The sequence below is a fragment of the Paenibacillus sp. 1011MAR3C5 genome, assembly GCF_003591485.1.
Taxonomy (GTDB): domain Bacteria; phylum Bacillota; class Bacilli; order Paenibacillales; family Paenibacillaceae; genus Pristimantibacillus.
Genome location: NZ_QZCF01000005.1, coordinates 431360 through 446108 on the forward strand (window position 1 = coordinate 431360; position 14749 = coordinate 446108).

The following is a 14749-nucleotide window of genomic DNA, read 5'->3' on the forward strand; positions in this document are numbered from 1 at the left end:
TCCTCCTGACTAATGACAACGCTTATTGTCTTTGCTTAATAGATCCAACTTGTACGCCATTGAAGGCAAGGATTGAAGGAGCCCATGCAAGTAATCTTTACCCTCCATATTCAACGAGTAATAGATCCATTGAGCTTTGCGGCTTTCAACCACCAGTCCGCCATTCTTCAATTTTCTAAGATGCTGGCTGACATTTGGCTGAGTGGTGTCCAGCAATTCGGCTATATCGCAAACACATAGTTCCCGCTCTCTCAATAAGGAGAGGATGGTTAATCTTGAATGATCTGCGAGCAGCTTCATTGTGTCTACAAGCTGATCCATAGTTATACGCACGTATAGCCTCCTTTTGTTGCATAAGTCTAGCACGCTCCACTAAATATATAATCAACTGATTATATAAGCAAGTGATTATATAGATTGTCTAATTTAAGATAATGTAAAGATGTTTAATACGTACTTGATTGTCGAATCTATGGTATCGTACTAGTAGTATAGATCCACATACGGTCTCACGCTAAAATGATCAGGAGGAACTGGGGAAGCATTCAAATTGGAATGCGATACCTGCCAATACCACAATCCTATTTTTGTAGGCTTAGGTTTTTCGTATCTGTCACTACAGTCGATTGCCTCGTTTGTTCATGATCCTGATCTAAAGCGGCACAACGTCCCTATCCAGCTAAGCTGTCCAGCTTGCAACGAGGGCTTGCTTAAGGCGACGTTCTATATGGATTGGGATTAAAGACAGCAGCTAAAGCGTAACCGCTTTAGCTGCTGTCTTTTTTTCCAGCTGCCCAATAAGAAGTGACGATGTGTAGATTTGCCACCATCCAGTAATACTAAGACAAGCATTTTCTAGGAGTGGGTAAATTTGGGGCAAATCTGGTCTATCTACACGAAGGATATTCGTGGTATCTTCCGTAACCTTGCTGCAACTGTTATTATTCTCGGTCTTGCGTTTCTGCCTTCCCTATACGCATGGTTCAATATCAAAGCATCCTGGGACCCGTACGGCCAGACGCATTCACTTGCGATTGCGGTTGTGAACAAAGACGAGGGAGCCGTTCTTCGCGATCTGCCTATACATGCCGGGGATGAGATTGTAGCTTCTTTAAAGGAGAACAAGCAAATTGGCTGGGTGTTTGTTGAGGAGAGCAAGGCAATGAAAGGCGTGATGCATGGCGACTATTACGCCAGTATTACGATTCCGTCGGACTTCTCCGCCAAAATGGCGACGGTGCTCAGCGATCATCTTCAGCAAGCCGAGCTGGACTTTGCCGTGAACGAAAAGATTAATGCAGTATCGCCCAAGATTGCCGAGAAAGGGGCAAGCGGTATCGTAGAGCAAGTGCGTGCCAGCTTTGTGAAGACGGCGAATGAAACGATCTTCCGCATCTTTGCCCAGATCGGTATCGAGCTGGAGGAGAATCAGCCGGCGATTGAGCGTGTGCGTGGCGCCGTATTCCAATTAGAATCGCTCATTCCGGCGATTAACGAGGCGGTAGCCACTGCGGCCACGGATATTGAAAAGTCAAGGAAAATCGCCAGCACCGTACAATCAGAGCTGCCGAAGGCTGCCCGTCTTGCAGAGGACGGAGAGGCTTTCACAAAGCAGCTCGGCGAATTTTTGGATGAGAGCGGTTCAGCCCTCGATCAAGCAGGACCAATCATCAAGCAGGATCTGCAGCTGCTGCTTCAGTCTGCTCATGCCATGGAGGAGCTAACGGCCATCCTGCAGGATTCATCCATTGAACCGGAAGTCGTTCAAGCTCAGCTTGAACTAGCAGGTAGACGCCTATCGAGCGCAGTTACGGTTACAGACGGGTTAATCCGATTACTTGAACGGCTGAACAAGCTGGCGGAAGGCAAGCTGTTGGCACCCGCTATTGCCGACCTGCAAGGCGTGAAAAACCGGTTTCAGCAGCAGTTGAACCTTGTTCAGCAAATTCACACAGCCATCGAGCGAGGCGAGAAGCCTGCGGAGTCGCTTGTAGACAGCTTAAGCGCCTTATCAAAGAAAGCGACAGCAGCTCTCACGGATGTGCTGGGCCGTTATGACAGCGAGTTCATGCCTGCGATTCAGCAAGCGGCCCAGAAAGCGAAGCAATCCGCAGAAAGAGCCGGTGCGGTACTAGCGGAAGCGAACAAGGCTTTGCCCTCGGTCTCGAAAATCGTAGGCGATGCAGCAAAGGGGCTGGAGACAGGCAGCCGGGAGCTTAAGAAAATTCAAGCCAATTTGCCGGGGGCTGAGCAAAAGCTGAGGGAGGTTGCAAGCCGAATTCGGAGCTTGGAGAAGGAAGGGAATTTGGATGAGCTGATCGACTTGCTTAAGAACGATGCCGAGCGCGAAGGAGCTTTCTTTGCAGAGCCGGTCGTGTTAAAGGAGAACCGTCTGTTCCCGATCCCGAATTACGGGTCGGCTATGTCGCCTTTCTTCACCACGCTGTCCCTATGGGTCGGGGCGTTGCTGCTTGTCTCGCTGCTGACGGTGGACGTTCACGATGCCGTGCATGCTTATCGCAGCTATCAGGTTTACTTGGGCCGTTACCTGACCTTTCTGACGATCGCGATTGTTCAATCCCTTCTTGTGACATTGGGAGATATCTGGCTGCTTAAGGCTTATGTAGCCGATCCCGTCTGGTTTGTGCTGTTCGGCATTTTGCTAAGCAGCATCTTTATGCTCATTGTGTATACGCTTGTATCGATATTCGGCAATGTAGGCAAGGCGATGGCGATCGTCCTGCTAGTGCTCCAGCTGGCAGGTTCAGGAGGGACGTTCCCGATTCAGGTAACGCCGCCGTTCTTTCAAGCGATTCATCCGTTTTTGCCATTCACCTATGCCATCAGCATGATGCGTGAGGCGGTCGGTGGTATTCTGTGGGATATCGTTTTGCGTGATTTGCTGGTTTTGGCTGTGTTTGCCGGTGTGGCGCTTCTGCTCGGACTTGCACTTAAAAAATGGATCAACCGCTACTCCGCCAAAATGGTCGAGAAAGCGAGGGAGAGCGGCTTGATTCATTGATTGTGGATTGGAATAAGGATGCAACTAGCTTCCCTTTTCAAGCGTCTAGGTTATGTATACGTATCATAGCCACGCTTGAGGGGGAACGGGATGCGCTATTCCAGGTTATTGGGCATTAAGCTCATAGTGTTAGGGTTGATCATGGCTCTGATGAGCTCATGCGGCAGCATGGATGTGGTTAGACATATCGAGGTTTTTGTTCACGAGTCGATGGAAGTAAACGAAGAAGGCGATTATGAAGTAACGGGTCATATTAAAGCAAATGCGATTACGACGTCGGAAGAAAGCAAGAACCTGTTGAGAACGGATGTAAAAATGATCGAGGATTATTACGACTCGGATGGCAACTTTATAAAAAGCGAGGTTTCGCATTCGCGAAGCCACAAGTCTGATATTTCGATTACTGACGGCGGCTTCAGCCATAAGAAGGAGCTTCAAGAACCATCGACGATCTTTATTCCTGAAGAGGGGTATGAACAATTCAGAATGAAAGACATGTCCGATGAAGAGAAGGAGATTGTGAAGGAGCATGTATTGTCTTATATGAAAATGCTCAATTAAAGGAGCTAATAACGGATGTATCTTTGAGAATGGACAGCGCATCTTAGCGGAATGAGTTCTGTATACAGGCTCTTTTAGTTAAAAAAAGATGTTGCAAAAGAAAAGGATATCGGTTATTGTGGATATTATAGGTCGATAATTATAAGAGGAAGGAAGGAGGAGCCATGCAGTATTCAAAAAGTACAGATTACGCCTTGCATGCTCTGATGCATCTGGCACACTCGGAACGTCAACAAAACGTCGGCATTAAGGAACTTTCAGGAACATTAGGCGTATCTGAAAGCTATCTGTCCAAAATCATGTCCAAGCTGAGACAAGACGGGATTGTAAGGGCTGTACCGGGAGTGAATGGCGGCTACGAGCTTGCACGCCAGCCGGATCAAATCTCGTTTCTTGATGTCATTCAGGTAATTGAAGGCAGGCAGCACATGTTCGAGTGCTCGAACTCGAGGTCCAAGCAGCATCAGCTCTTAGCTGAAGAGGAAAGCCCAGAAGATGATGAGCCATGTCCTCCAAAGGGAAACGGATGTCTGATTGAACAAGTGATGATAACTGCGGAGGAGCAACTGCATCAATACTTGAGGGAGCACACGATTCAGACCGTGTTAGACAGGTATACAAATCAATGCAATCAAGATCATACCAAGAAGTGATTCGCTTCTTGCACATTAATTATGGATATTAAAGATCCGTGGAGGTGTCTATATAATGACAGTGAACAAAAAGAACTTTGATGTAGTAATTATTGGCGGCGGACCGGGAGGCTTGAGCGCAGCTCTTGTACTGGGCAGGGCACGAAAGCATGTAGCAGTCATTGATGAAGGACGCCCACGCAATGCGGTGACTCACGCAGGCCATGGCTTTCTCACACGCGACGGAATAAGCCCGAGTGAATTTCGAAGAATCGCAAAGGAGGAAATTAGCGTCTATCCCTCCGTATCGTTTGTTGACGATACAGCAGAGTCGATCACAGGGTCAGACGGACACTTTCAGATCACGACTTCGCAAGGGATACAACTGGAGAGCAAAAAGGTACTGTTTGCCGTTGGCATGAAGGATCGTCCGCTTCCTATTCCCGGACTTGCGGAGGTCTATGGCAGAAGCGCATTTGTATGCCCGTATTGCGATGGGTGGGAGCTGCGGGATGAGCCGCTCGTCATCATCAACAGCGGACCGGAGCTCATCCATTTCGCTCCCGTTATTTCGGGTTGGTCGGATCGCATCACATTTTGCACGAACGGTCCTGACGGGCTGACGGATTCCGAACGCGAGACGCTTCAACGCAGAGTGCCGCTATACGACTCTCCAATCCGGCATATTCACTCCGATGACGGAATTGTTCGAGAGGTTGTTCTTGAAGACGGGACATCTATTCCGTGCAGAGGCATATTCTTCAAGCCGGACTTGGTCATGGGATCGGACTTGCCACACGCTATCGGGTGCCAACTATCAGAAGAGGGACACGTCAAAGTGGATGCCTTTGGAAAGACGAGTGTTCCAGGTATATTCAGCGCAGGGGATATGACCTCGCGCATGCATCAGAAGATCATTGCCGCCGCTAATGGATCGGCCGCAGCAGCAGCCTTAAACAATGAACTGAATACCGAGGCTTGGTTGAAGAACGGGTGATAAATACAGATGTTGAACATGATCTGTCAGCATATATGGAGGGAATCGTAATGAACCATCTTTTTGATGAAGCTCTATGGGAGAAGGAATGGAAGTCTCGCGGCGATACAATGGTTAATACAATGAGGAAGGCTGGAGTCGATCCTGCCAAAGCCTTTGATCCAAAAGCCAAAACGTTCAACGAGCAGTCGTTCAATGAAGAGGGAAGAAAAAGAAGCGCGCGAATTTTGAGCTGGATTGAGGGTCAGGGCTTTCAGTTGAAGAATGCCGCTGTGCTTGATGTTGGAGCCGCTTCTGGCGTGTTCACGGTACCTTTCCTGGAGCGGGGAGCGCAGGTAACGGCAATCGAGTCTTCGCTCCCTCAAGTTGAACTATTGAAGGAAAACACAGCAGCCTTCATGGAGAATATGGTGGAGATCATCCCCGAGCCTTTTGAAGACATCGATGTGCAGGATAGAGGCTGGACCAAGGCGTTTGACCTTGTTTTTGCCTCAATGTGCCCGGTTATCGTCGATTGGGAGAGCGTGGAGAAGCTGCTCCATAGCGCAAAGCAATTCTGTTATATCAGTATGCCGGTGAGTATTCCAGAGAACAGCTTAATCCGCGAAATGTGGCCGGTTCTGACCGGTATGCCTTTCAAATCGAAGCCGCTGGAGATGGGGTATTTGCTTCATCTGCTATATCTCAAAGGCTACTCCTATGAGACGCTCATTACAAGAGAAGAGAAGGAATCCGAGCTGACTCATGAGGCGGCTCTGCAGGAAATGCTGAAGCGGCTGCCCAAGCTCGGTTTGCCGGCAGACGAACGCAATCAGGAGCTTATCGCGGATTATCTGAAGCAGGCGTACCCAACGGGAAAGGTTGCGGTCCGGCAGGGCGGACGTTTTGGTAAAGTGCTGATTCGCTTGCAGGATGAGCGGATGTACGATCGAGGAGAGGCGTAATCGAGGAGAAGCCGGGAATGATGTCCCGGCTTCTCTTTTTTACTTTTGCAACGAGCCTTCCAGCCAATGGATATAAGCTTGAAAACGCAGTTGCTTGAGCTCCAGCGCGGTCAGAACAGGCACGTCATCCTTCGTCGAAACTAGGACGAGCCGTGATTCGGCGTTCCAGCTTACCTTGGCGCCAAAGGCTTCGAGCACCACCCGCGCAGGGATATACGTCCGGCCTTTGCTTATGACCGCTGGAACAGATTTTTGAGCTTTGCCATTAATATAGATGGTATCGTGGTAAAGTGGGATTTCGATCGTTGTGCCTTGCTTGCTAGCCGTTACAACACGAGTTCTGGAATCCCAGCCTACCTTGGCACCCATCGCCTCCAGCAGCTCCCGAAATGGAAGCAATGTTGAGCCCTGATGAACCAGAGGTTCATTCTCCAGCTCCAGCAGCTCATTGTTCCATACGACGGCGGCCTTGTATTTGATGCTTTGGGGTGGAACAGCTGCATCGATCAGCCATTCGCTGGCGGGCGGGAACGGTTCAATGACGGGGATGTTTATTAAGTCGAGCCATTGACCAGTATTGGCATCGATGGAGGGACGATCTCCTTGGAAGAATAGCGGAACCCCGGGTTTGATTCGCAATTGATAATAGGGTTTTATAAGATCTCCGGTTCCGCTATTGATGTAATTCAGCTCTAGCTCATAATTAGAAAGTAAGCGGAGCTTAGCCAGTTCAAGCGGGTATTGCGGCTTTAGCTTGTCAGTGAACACGGGCATCTCTCTGTTCAGAGCTTCCGGGAATTGTCCGGCTTGATTCAATAAGTAATAATCATGGAGGGAATAAGTCAGTTTCTTTGGCAAAGTATTCTCATTCCAATGCCAATAGGGCGTTGCTTCATGATACATTTTCATGGCTGCAGCCTGATAAGACATGATGGAGCTTTCAGTCTCAAATGTTTCTTTGCCCCAATAAGCGGTGTAACTTGTTACAGTTCCGGTTAGGACATTAACCGATACGTCAATAAAATTACCTTCAAATCGAATACCGTTGTGTGCACGGTCGAACCGGATGCGATCGCCATATTTCTCTTTATCATACTCCGAAATCGGATATGGATTGTATATCCAAGTGTCTTCCAACTTCCAAGGAAGCTGTTGGATGAACGCTTCTGCGACCTGTACTGCTTGTTCTTTTGTTACCTTCATCTTGCCTTCACCGATGATGTCGAGATTGCTTTCATAAAACTTAAGAAGTTCGCCAGTTTCATTGCTAAGCCAGATCTCGCCTCGTTGGTTATGCAATTTATACTCAATTTCCCAAAACTCTTTGTTCAGGTCAAGGCTGCTGGTGACAGTCGCTCCTTCCGGCAGCAAATTCAACTCTTTGGCTCGCTTAATGGCTTGTTCACTGTTAGTCAGCTTCACGGTTGCCGCAGCGGTATGGACAGATGAAGTGGGGACAACAACCATAACACCGATGATCAGCGATGATGCAAGGAGCAGCTTGGCGATGGGTCGCCAGAAAGCTGCAAGTGAACCTGTTTTCATCAAAAAACACCCTCTCACATTCGAAAGAATTTTCCTGAATTTGGTTATGATGACATCAAGACGTTGCGGGCAGCAAAAGAGTTGCAGGATTTGATTCCATTAATCTTGTATCCAGTTCTTTTGCGCGCGGAGCGATGCTTGCTCATCAGGATCCTGACAATTCTCCGGCACTGAATGTGACGATCGGCTTTCTCTACTTTGCCCAGGAAGAGAAGTATCTGTTCCGAACCCTATACCTAAGCGGCTACAAAACGTATAATCCGCAGACGGATGAATTTCTTGGTGAAGAGCTGACAACCCGCTATATGCGCTACAGCAAGCGGCTGAACGCTGTATCCGACGAGCAGATCAAGCGGATTTTTCTCAAGCTGATGATCTATCTGATTGGGATCGGGACGCTGCTCAACACGCGTACGCTGGAGCTGGATATGGACCAGGCTACAGAAATGATACGGGAAATGTACGAGATGCTGCTGATGAAAGAAGGACTCATTTATTAGCATGAAAAGGAGCGAATGAGATGACGGTTCTACTCGGTCAAAAGCTTGCGGAAGGTGGATGTGCAGAAGTGTTCGAGTGGGGAGAGGGCAAGATTGTGAAGTTGGCTAAGCCCAATACGAACGAATGGGCTCTGCGAAGAGAGTTGAATCACAGCCGTATTGCGAAGAGCTGCGGACTTCCGGTGCCTGATGCTTATGAGCTTATCCATACGGATGGCCGTCCAGGCATCGTATTTGAACATATAAAGGGAGAATCGCTGATGAAGCGTTTTGTCGACCGTGCAGCATCTGCCCTGCAGGCATTTAGTGGGACGAGAGATGATCTTGGAGCTGCCCTGACAGCCAATCTCTTGTTCCAGGTCCATCAGCAATCGGCGGAAGGGCTGCCGCGCCAGCGGGAGAGCCTGGAGTACGACATCCGCTCTACAGCTTATTTGACTGAAAAGGAACATGACGCCGTTATTGATCATATGAACCGTTTGCCTGAAAAAGAGCAGCTCTGCCATGGCGATCCGAATCCGGGCAATATCTTGCTGCGCGAGCACGATGCATTTCTGATCGATTGGAACAATGCATCCATTGGCAACCCGGAGGCTGACTTAGCGGAATATATTCTCATGATTCGATATACCATTCTGCCTTCACATCTGCCCGAACTATTCAATCAGGTGTTGGATGCTAAACGTGAATCCACCATTCTGAGCTTTGTCGCGGAATATAAGGGGCTCTCTGGCATCGGGCATGCTGAGATTGTGCCATGGTTGCCTGTCATCGCTGCCCGCAAATTATGTGCCGATGCCATAAGCGAAGAAGAGAATCGGTTTTTAATCCAGGAAGTCAGAAGCTTCAACCTTTAAATGCCTTGATTCGTCAATCGAATCACTTGAAGCACATCGATACGCTGTTGGGTTTGCTCGTGATACAGCCACTTCTCGCGAACATGATCGACAAACAATACACCATTCAGATGATCGATCTCATGCTGCATGCAGCGGGCAAGGTAACCTTCTGCTTCAAGAATGACTCTTTTGCCCTGCCTATTCAACGTGCTTAGCTTGATGTAGTGAGCTCTCATCACATAACCCAAGTAACCTGGAAAGGACAAACAGGCTTCTGTGCCCAATTGTTCGCCGCTCAGTTCTAAGATCTCTGGATTAATTAGTTCAATCAGCCCGTCCCCGCAATCCATCACAATCAATCTTCTCAGAATGCCGATCTGGGGCGCGGCAAGACCTGCGCGGCCTTCGCGGGCGTATAAGGTTTCCGCCATATCATCGAGAAGCTTTAACGTTTTCGAATTCAGTTCGGCAACTGGCTTGGCATTCTTCCGCAGAATCGGATCTCCAAAAGGCAAAATGCTTTTTTCAGACATGCTTATGCTCCTTTCTCTTTCCATGGAGGGGTATATACCCACAAATCATTTGGTGTACACTCCAAAGAAATGCATAGCGCATCAAGTGTCTCGGCTTTCATTTGCTTGGGCTGTTGAGTTAATAAAGCGCTGATGGAAGCAGGGGATAGACGGTAATTCGCCTTTTCGGCTAATTGTCTTGCTAAGTCCGCACCCGTCCATATTCCTCTGGCAGCCATGACATGTCGCAGCATCCATGTAAGCATCATTTCACCTCATTAATTCATGAATATCGATTTACTATTAGGCAATACCTAACTAAATTAGGCGTTGCCTAATAAGATGGATACCTTGATTTTTGCCAAACAGAGTATCGAAACCTTGGATTGGATTATCATTGATTACGAAGAGCATATGAAGCATCATAGGAATCAAATATTTGCTGATTTGAAAATATGCTATAATAATAGCAGCAAATAGAGAAATAATGGAAATCCATTACTGGAGGGGATAGGATTGAGAAAAGCTATACGGTGGACCTTCTGGATTCTGATGCTTCTGATAGTAGCTGCGGTTGTATGGTTTTTTTATTACAATTATTTCTTCTATGCATTTGGTTTATTGAGTGTGCTTTTGTTTGTCTTGATGGTGTGGGCCACAACCGTTCAGTTGAAGAATAGTGTCAATCATTATAAAGATGTAAGCAAGGCAAGATCGGTAACGGATCAGAGGAGCATTGAAGAATACACAAGATAATCGATTGCAGATAGGTGGAACATAGCAGCGGCAATCCATGGCTTGGTTCAAGTCATGGACTGCCGTTGTTTGTTTTTCTTAGGACTTGCCCCGGTTCAATAGAGAATTAACCGTTGCTAAGCCTGGACGTTTTCGAAATGAAATCTTCACGAAAAACCTCCGTGAATCGAATTGCAAGGTCTAACACCGTGTCGTTAACGAGCAAATAAATACAGCAGAAACGAATATCTCCTGGTTGAAAAGAAAAGAGGAAATTACTTTTTAAATATTTTACTTTAAAAATATGAATAATACATTATAATAGATTCTACCTGGTTTTTGGTTTGACTAGTTTGGGAGAGGAGCATGAGTTGTATGGGTCCCATTTGATGGATCACTTTAACACTCATATACAAACATTCAAGAACAAAGTAGATGGAGATTAAAAGTGATGGTTAAACGTTCATTCTATTATTTATGGGGCTCGCAATCCTTGTCTAACATTGTAGATGTTCTTTATATGGTTGCGCTCACCACGCTTGTACTGGAAAAGACAGGCTCTATTATTTTTGCGACACTGGTGCCGTTTCTTCGGGTCGCTGCTCAATTTCTAAGCGGGCTGGCAGCTCCGCTGATGCTTGTCCGATACAGGCTGCCATTCCTGCTAACCGTCTCTCAACTGGGACAGTTTCTCCTATTTGGCATAATGGCTTTCTACTTATCCCCAATGGTGGAAGGAGAGGCCTTGCTGCCTGTGTATGTGCTTATTCTGTTCATCTCGTTTCTCGATGGCTGGACTTCGCCTGCGCGCAACGCCTTGATTCCCCGGTTGGTTCATGATGATGCCCTATTGAGGGCGAATGCGATGGTCGCCACATCGGATCAAGTCATTCAGTTCGCCGGGTGGGCAGTCAGTGGTATTCTAGTGGCAGCGTTTGGCTCGTTTCCGATTCTGCTGGCTGTCGCTGCCGGTTACGGCGTGGCGATGGCGGTAACGCTGCTGATCGAAGATCCGACAGAGCCGAATAGAAGGAGCTTATGGGATGTACGCACGGGTCGCGCCTCGGCAGACGGCAGTGAAGCGAACGCGCCTTCCCGATGGGATACGCTGAAGGAAGGCTGGATTGTGTTATGGCAATCCAGGCGGCTTCGTTCAATGACCTTTATGGATGTGACCGACGCGCTTGGCAGCACCGTATGGGTTGGCGCGTTTATGCTCGTATTTGTGAAGGAAGTGCTGCTGAAAAATGAGGACTGGTGGGGGTATATCAACGCCAGCTATTTCGCCGGGACCGTCATTGGCGGGTTTCTCGTCATAGCTCTCGTTAAGCGGTTGGAGAAACGGCTTTTCCTGTTCATGCTAGTCGGCATTCTAGGCTATGCGGTGTGTACAGCATGGTTCGCGATGAATACGATTGCGCCGCTGGCGCTGCTTATTGTACTTGTAACGGGACCGTTCACAGAGCTGTCGGCTGTTGCGCGCAGAACGCTCATCCAGCGGAGCTGTACGAAGGATCAGCTGCCTAAAGTATTTTCGGCCCAAGGGACATTATTGAATTTGCTATTCGGCATCTCTTTGTTCGGCATGAGCTTCATTGCAGAAGTGCTGGGCATTGCGAATATGTACTTGATCGCTGCAGCGATCAGTGTACTGGCCGCTGGCGTAGGCTGGTGGAACCGCAAAGCTTTTGCGGAGGATCGTGCAGATTCTTCTGCGTAATAAGAAGTGAGAAGGAAGCCTTGGGCTTCCTTTTTTCTATGGAGTCTGTTAAGAGATGATGTTGTTGTTCAAATGAACGAACTGTCGTTCTATAATGGACATATAAACAAAGAACAGGAACATAGAGATTGGTGTGGTTAGTACATGTCCAGGAGGTGGATTATGAAAAAAAAGATTAGCGAATTTATAAGCTGGGCGAATGAAAACGGTTGGGATATCTCCCCAAAATCCGACGTTCAACTCCGTTTAGACAGCAGTGTGACAACCAGATATAAAACCATTCCTAATGAATATGTAGATTTTTTGAGCATGGTTGAAAAATGTATTTCTCCAAATGAGAAGACTTGGTTTATTTGTGAGGATGAATTCAATAATAGCGCGGACGATGCATTCAGATGGAATGAATTTGAATTGCTCAGCTTGGAAGCAGCAGCGGATGATCGTAATTGGCAATCAGAGATCACTTCGTGGTGGGACCATTACTTGCCGATCGTGATGTCCGTTGATGGCGGATATTCCTTCTTTGCCATTGATTTAACCAATGATAAAGGGGTTATTGTACGCGGATATGAGCCTGAATTCGAAGAGGTAGAAAAAGCTGCAGATAGTCTTGAACATTTGCTCGATTTAATAATGTCGAATTCAATAGCGGTGTAACGCGGATATTCCATGAATTCAGCTTCAGCATAGAGTCCAGACGCTCTCCGCATCTCGAGCTCCCAAGCTGACAGCGCTTGAAGTTCATCCCTGCTCTGAATGCCTACAAATCTTCGAAGGAGCAGGGCAGGAATCCAAGGATCGATCTCATACGCCTCAGCTATTCGAGTTACGATCGGGGCGGTACAATTGACACCTGCAGCTGCCGGTGATAGGATAGGGGTACTTTTAAGCAAGGAGGGTCGTTCATCTATGTTGCATTCCATGCGTATTCGATAAGCAGGCGATAAAGGGCGGATTTTCCACATTACCGTGGGCTTTTTAGAGCTGCTTGTATTTACGTATGAGGAACATAGTGAGCGATGGGGTTAGCTTCTTTCGCTATACCTGTATATCGAGATGTTCTCTCTTCGTGATAAGCAGATCTGAGCCCGCGTTATTGGACTTAGGTCTGTTTTTGTTGTTACTCATCATGAAAAACGAGAATTATGAAAGAAAAGAGGTTGCTGTTATGCGAAGGCTAAACTGGTACTTCTTCATATAATCCTCACTTCGCTAATCGCAGGAAAGTTCCTGCGAGCCTATCACTGCGATGAATGAAGGAGGAATAGAAATGAATGTGTTGATCAAGGCAAATGACCTTTATGTTGAATATATGGGAAGAGACATTCTGGATATCGAAGAGCTGGAGCTTTATGATTATGACCGCATTGGACTGGTAGGTGTGAATGGCGCAGGCAAGAGTACGCTGCTGAAAGCGTTGCTCGGCGAGGTGCGGCTAACCTCCGGGCAAGTGGCAAGGCATGGAGAGATTGCCTACATCCCTCAGCTGGATGATGCCCTTCTGAAGGAGGTCAAGGACTACGCCTTATTGGGCAAGCTTGGAGTGGACCGTAACCGCCTGGAGGGCATAAGCGGCGGCGAAGAGACGCGGCTGAAGATTGCGCAAGCCCTGTCGAGCGAGGTGCATGGCTTGATGGCGGACGAACCGACCAGCCATCTTGATCGCGCCGGAATCGACTTCTTGATTGGACAGCTTAAGCATTATGCTGGCGCATTGCTGGTCATTAGCCACGACCGATATTTCCTGGACCGGGTCGTCGACAAGATCTGGGAGCTGAAGAATGGCAGGATTACGGAGTACTGGGGCGGGTATTCAGATTACCTGGCTCAGAAGGAGGAAGAACGCCAAGCTCAGGAAGCGGAGTACAAGAAGCATACGGCTGAGCGCGAGCGGCTGGAGAAAGCTATTGCGGAGAAGAAGAATCTCGCCCGCAAAATGGACCAGAAGGCAAGAGGCTTCTCCAAGAAAAACGCAACCGAAAGCGGAGGACGTCTGGGGCATCAGAAAACCGTCGGCAGCAAGCAGAAAAAGCTTCATCAAGCCGCCAAAAACATGGAGCATCGGATCGAAGCGCTTGGGGAGCTGCATGTTCCTGAAGCAGTGCGCACGATTCAATTCCGGCAAAGCAGTTCGCTTGCGCTTCACAACCCTTACCCGATCATGGGGAAGGAATTAAACAAGCGGTACGGTGACCAAGTCCTATTCGATCATGCTTCGTTCCAGTTCCCGCTGGGCGCGAAGATCGGCATTACCGGGGCGAATGGAACGGGAAAAACAACGCTATTCCGCATGATCATCGAACGTGAGGCGGGCATCACACTATCTCCTAAAGCGGAAATCGGATATTTTGCCCAGACTGGCTATAAGTTCGACCGTAATCTAGGAGTGATGGAGTATATGCTGGAGAACAGCGACTACGGGGCGTCTGAAATTCGATCAGCGCTGGCTTCCATGGGCTTCTCGCAGCAGGATGTGCGCAAGGAGCTGGCCATGCTAAGTGGTGGTGAGATCATGAAGCTTCAGCTGACCAGGCTGCTGCTTGGCCGCTACAACATATTGCTCATGGATGAGCCCAGCAACTTCCTCGATATTCCGGCGGTGGAGGCGCTGGAGTCTATGATGAAGAGCTATAAGGGCACGATTCTGTTCATCACGCATGATGCGAGGCTGTTGGAGCATGCAGCAGACATGATCTATGAAATAAAGAATGGTCAGATCACTCTCAAGATTTAGCCTACCTG

Annotated in this window: 15 protein-coding genes; 11 read left to right on the plus strand and 4 right to left on the minus strand. The window is 48.1% G+C overall.

Going from position 1 to position 14749, the window contains the following annotated elements:
- Positions 1–9: 9 nt before the first annotated feature.
- On the minus strand, positions 10–333 hold the full coding sequence (locus D3P07_RS17870; RefSeq protein WP_397334604.1) for an ArsR/SmtB family transcription factor: 324 nt from the start codon (positions 331–333) through the stop codon (positions 10–12).
- 538 nt (positions 334–871) lie between these two features.
- Between D3P07_RS17870 and D3P07_RS17880 the strand changes: the two genes are divergently transcribed.
- From D3P07_RS17880 to D3P07_RS17900, 5 genes are all read left to right on the plus strand, one after another.
- Positions 872–3022, plus strand: coding sequence for a YhgE/Pip domain-containing protein (locus tag D3P07_RS17880; protein WP_119801601.1), 2151 nt, complete (start codon positions 872–874; stop codon positions 3020–3022).
- Between the two features lie 90 nt (positions 3023–3112).
- Positions 3113–3583, plus strand: coding sequence for a hypothetical protein (locus D3P07_RS17885; protein WP_119801602.1), 471 nt, complete (start codon positions 3113–3115; stop codon positions 3581–3583).
- Between the two features lie 164 nt (positions 3584–3747).
- On the plus strand, positions 3748–4236 hold the full coding sequence (locus D3P07_RS17890) for an RrF2 family transcriptional regulator (RefSeq protein WP_119801603.1): 489 nt from the start codon (positions 3748–3750) through the stop codon (positions 4234–4236).
- A gap of 55 nt (positions 4237–4291) precedes the next feature.
- Entirely contained in the window at positions 4292–5212 is a 921-nt protein-coding gene (locus tag D3P07_RS17895) for an NAD(P)/FAD-dependent oxidoreductase (RefSeq protein WP_397334605.1), read from the plus strand.
- Positions 5213–5262: 50 nt separating this feature from the next.
- Positions 5263–6156 carry a class I SAM-dependent methyltransferase gene (locus tag D3P07_RS17900; protein WP_119801604.1) on the plus strand — a complete coding sequence of 298 codons (894 nt, stop codon included), beginning with the start codon at positions 5263–5265 and terminating at the stop codon, positions 6154–6156.
- A 39-nt stretch (positions 6157–6195) separates the two neighbouring features.
- On the opposite strand, the gene D3P07_RS17905 is transcribed toward D3P07_RS17900, so the two are convergent.
- Complete coding sequence (locus tag D3P07_RS17905; protein ID WP_119801605.1) at positions 6196–7701, minus strand: copper amine oxidase N-terminal domain-containing protein; 1506 nt, start codon at positions 7699–7701, stop codon at positions 6196–6198.
- Positions 7702–7835: 134 nt separating this feature from the next.
- On the opposite strand from D3P07_RS17905, the gene D3P07_RS17910 reads away from it, so the two are divergent.
- Positions 7836–8201, plus strand: a complete 366-nt coding sequence (locus D3P07_RS17910; RefSeq protein WP_119801606.1) for a WHG domain-containing protein — start codon at positions 7836–7838, stop codon at positions 8199–8201.
- Positions 8202–8221: 20 nt separating this feature from the next.
- Positions 8222–9058 carry a phosphotransferase family protein gene (locus D3P07_RS17915; RefSeq protein WP_119801607.1) on the plus strand — a complete coding sequence of 279 codons (837 nt, stop codon included), beginning with the start codon at positions 8222–8224 and terminating at the stop codon, positions 9056–9058.
- Here the strand turns inward: D3P07_RS17915 and def are convergent.
- Positions 9055–9573, minus strand: a complete 519-nt coding sequence (def, locus tag D3P07_RS17920) for a peptide deformylase (RefSeq protein ID WP_119801608.1) — start codon at positions 9571–9573, stop codon at positions 9055–9057. The two genes, D3P07_RS17915 and def, sit on opposite strands and share 4 nt — an antisense overlap.
- Before the next feature lie 2 nt (positions 9574–9575).
- Complete coding sequence (locus D3P07_RS17925; protein ID WP_119801609.1) at positions 9576–9818, minus strand: helix-turn-helix domain-containing protein; 243 nt, start codon at positions 9816–9818, stop codon at positions 9576–9578.
- 250 nt (positions 9819–10068) lie between these two features.
- Here D3P07_RS17925 and D3P07_RS17930 point away from each other — a divergent pair, with 250 nt between their 5' ends.
- The 4 genes from D3P07_RS17930 to D3P07_RS17945 all read left to right on the plus strand — a co-directional run bounded on the left by D3P07_RS17930 (position 10069) and on the right by D3P07_RS17945 (position 14741).
- On the plus strand, positions 10069–10308 hold the full coding sequence (locus D3P07_RS17930) for a hypothetical protein (RefSeq protein WP_119801610.1): 240 nt from the start codon (positions 10069–10071) through the stop codon (positions 10306–10308).
- Positions 10309–10738: 430 nt separating this feature from the next.
- Positions 10739–12007, plus strand: a complete 1269-nt coding sequence (locus D3P07_RS17935; RefSeq protein WP_119801611.1) for an MFS transporter — start codon at positions 10739–10741, stop codon at positions 12005–12007.
- Between the two features lie 162 nt (positions 12008–12169).
- Entirely contained in the window at positions 12170–12664 is a 495-nt protein-coding gene (locus tag D3P07_RS17940; RefSeq protein WP_119801612.1) for an SMI1/KNR4 family protein, read from the plus strand.
- 613 nt (positions 12665–13277) lie between these two features.
- Positions 13278–14741, plus strand: a complete 1464-nt coding sequence (locus D3P07_RS17945) for an Msr family ABC-F type ribosomal protection protein (RefSeq protein WP_119801613.1) — start codon at positions 13278–13280, stop codon at positions 14739–14741.
- Positions 14742–14749: the final 8 nt, after the last annotated feature.

Bases quoted from the DNA above. Each gene is read 5' to 3' on its own strand.
- D3P07_RS17940 (WP_119801612.1), top strand. From the start codon at position 12,170: ATGAAAAAAAAGATTAGCGAATTTATAAGCTGGGCGAATGAAAACGGT.
- D3P07_RS17925 (WP_119801609.1), bottom strand. From the start codon at position 9,818: ATGCTTACATGGATGCTGCGACATGTCATGGCTGCCAGAGGAATATGG.
- D3P07_RS17905 (WP_119801605.1), bottom strand. From the start codon at position 7,701: ATGAAAACAGGTTCACTTGCAGCTTTCTGGCGACCCATCGCCAAGCTG.
- D3P07_RS17915 (WP_119801607.1), top strand. From the start codon at position 8,222: ATGACGGTTCTACTCGGTCAAAAGCTTGCGGAAGGTGGATGTGCAGAA.
- D3P07_RS17895 (WP_397334605.1), top strand. From the start codon at position 4,292: ATGACAGTGAACAAAAAGAACTTTGATGTAGTAATTATTGGCGGCGGA.
- D3P07_RS17885 (WP_119801602.1), top strand. From the start codon at position 3,113: ATGCGCTATTCCAGGTTATTGGGCATTAAGCTCATAGTGTTAGGGTTG.
- D3P07_RS17890 (WP_119801603.1), top strand. From the start codon at position 3,748: ATGCAGTATTCAAAAAGTACAGATTACGCCTTGCATGCTCTGATGCAT.
- def (WP_119801608.1), bottom strand. From the start codon at position 9,573: ATGTCTGAAAAAAGCATTTTGCCTTTTGGAGATCCGATTCTGCGGAAG.
- D3P07_RS17945 (WP_119801613.1), top strand. From the start codon at position 13,278: ATGAATGTGTTGATCAAGGCAAATGACCTTTATGTTGAATATATGGGA.
- D3P07_RS17900 (WP_119801604.1), top strand. From the start codon at position 5,263: ATGAACCATCTTTTTGATGAAGCTCTATGGGAGAAGGAATGGAAGTCT.
- D3P07_RS17935 (WP_119801611.1), top strand. From the start codon at position 10,739: ATGGTTAAACGTTCATTCTATTATTTATGGGGCTCGCAATCCTTGTCT.
- D3P07_RS17910 (WP_119801606.1), top strand. From the start codon at position 7,836: ATGCTTGCTCATCAGGATCCTGACAATTCTCCGGCACTGAATGTGACG.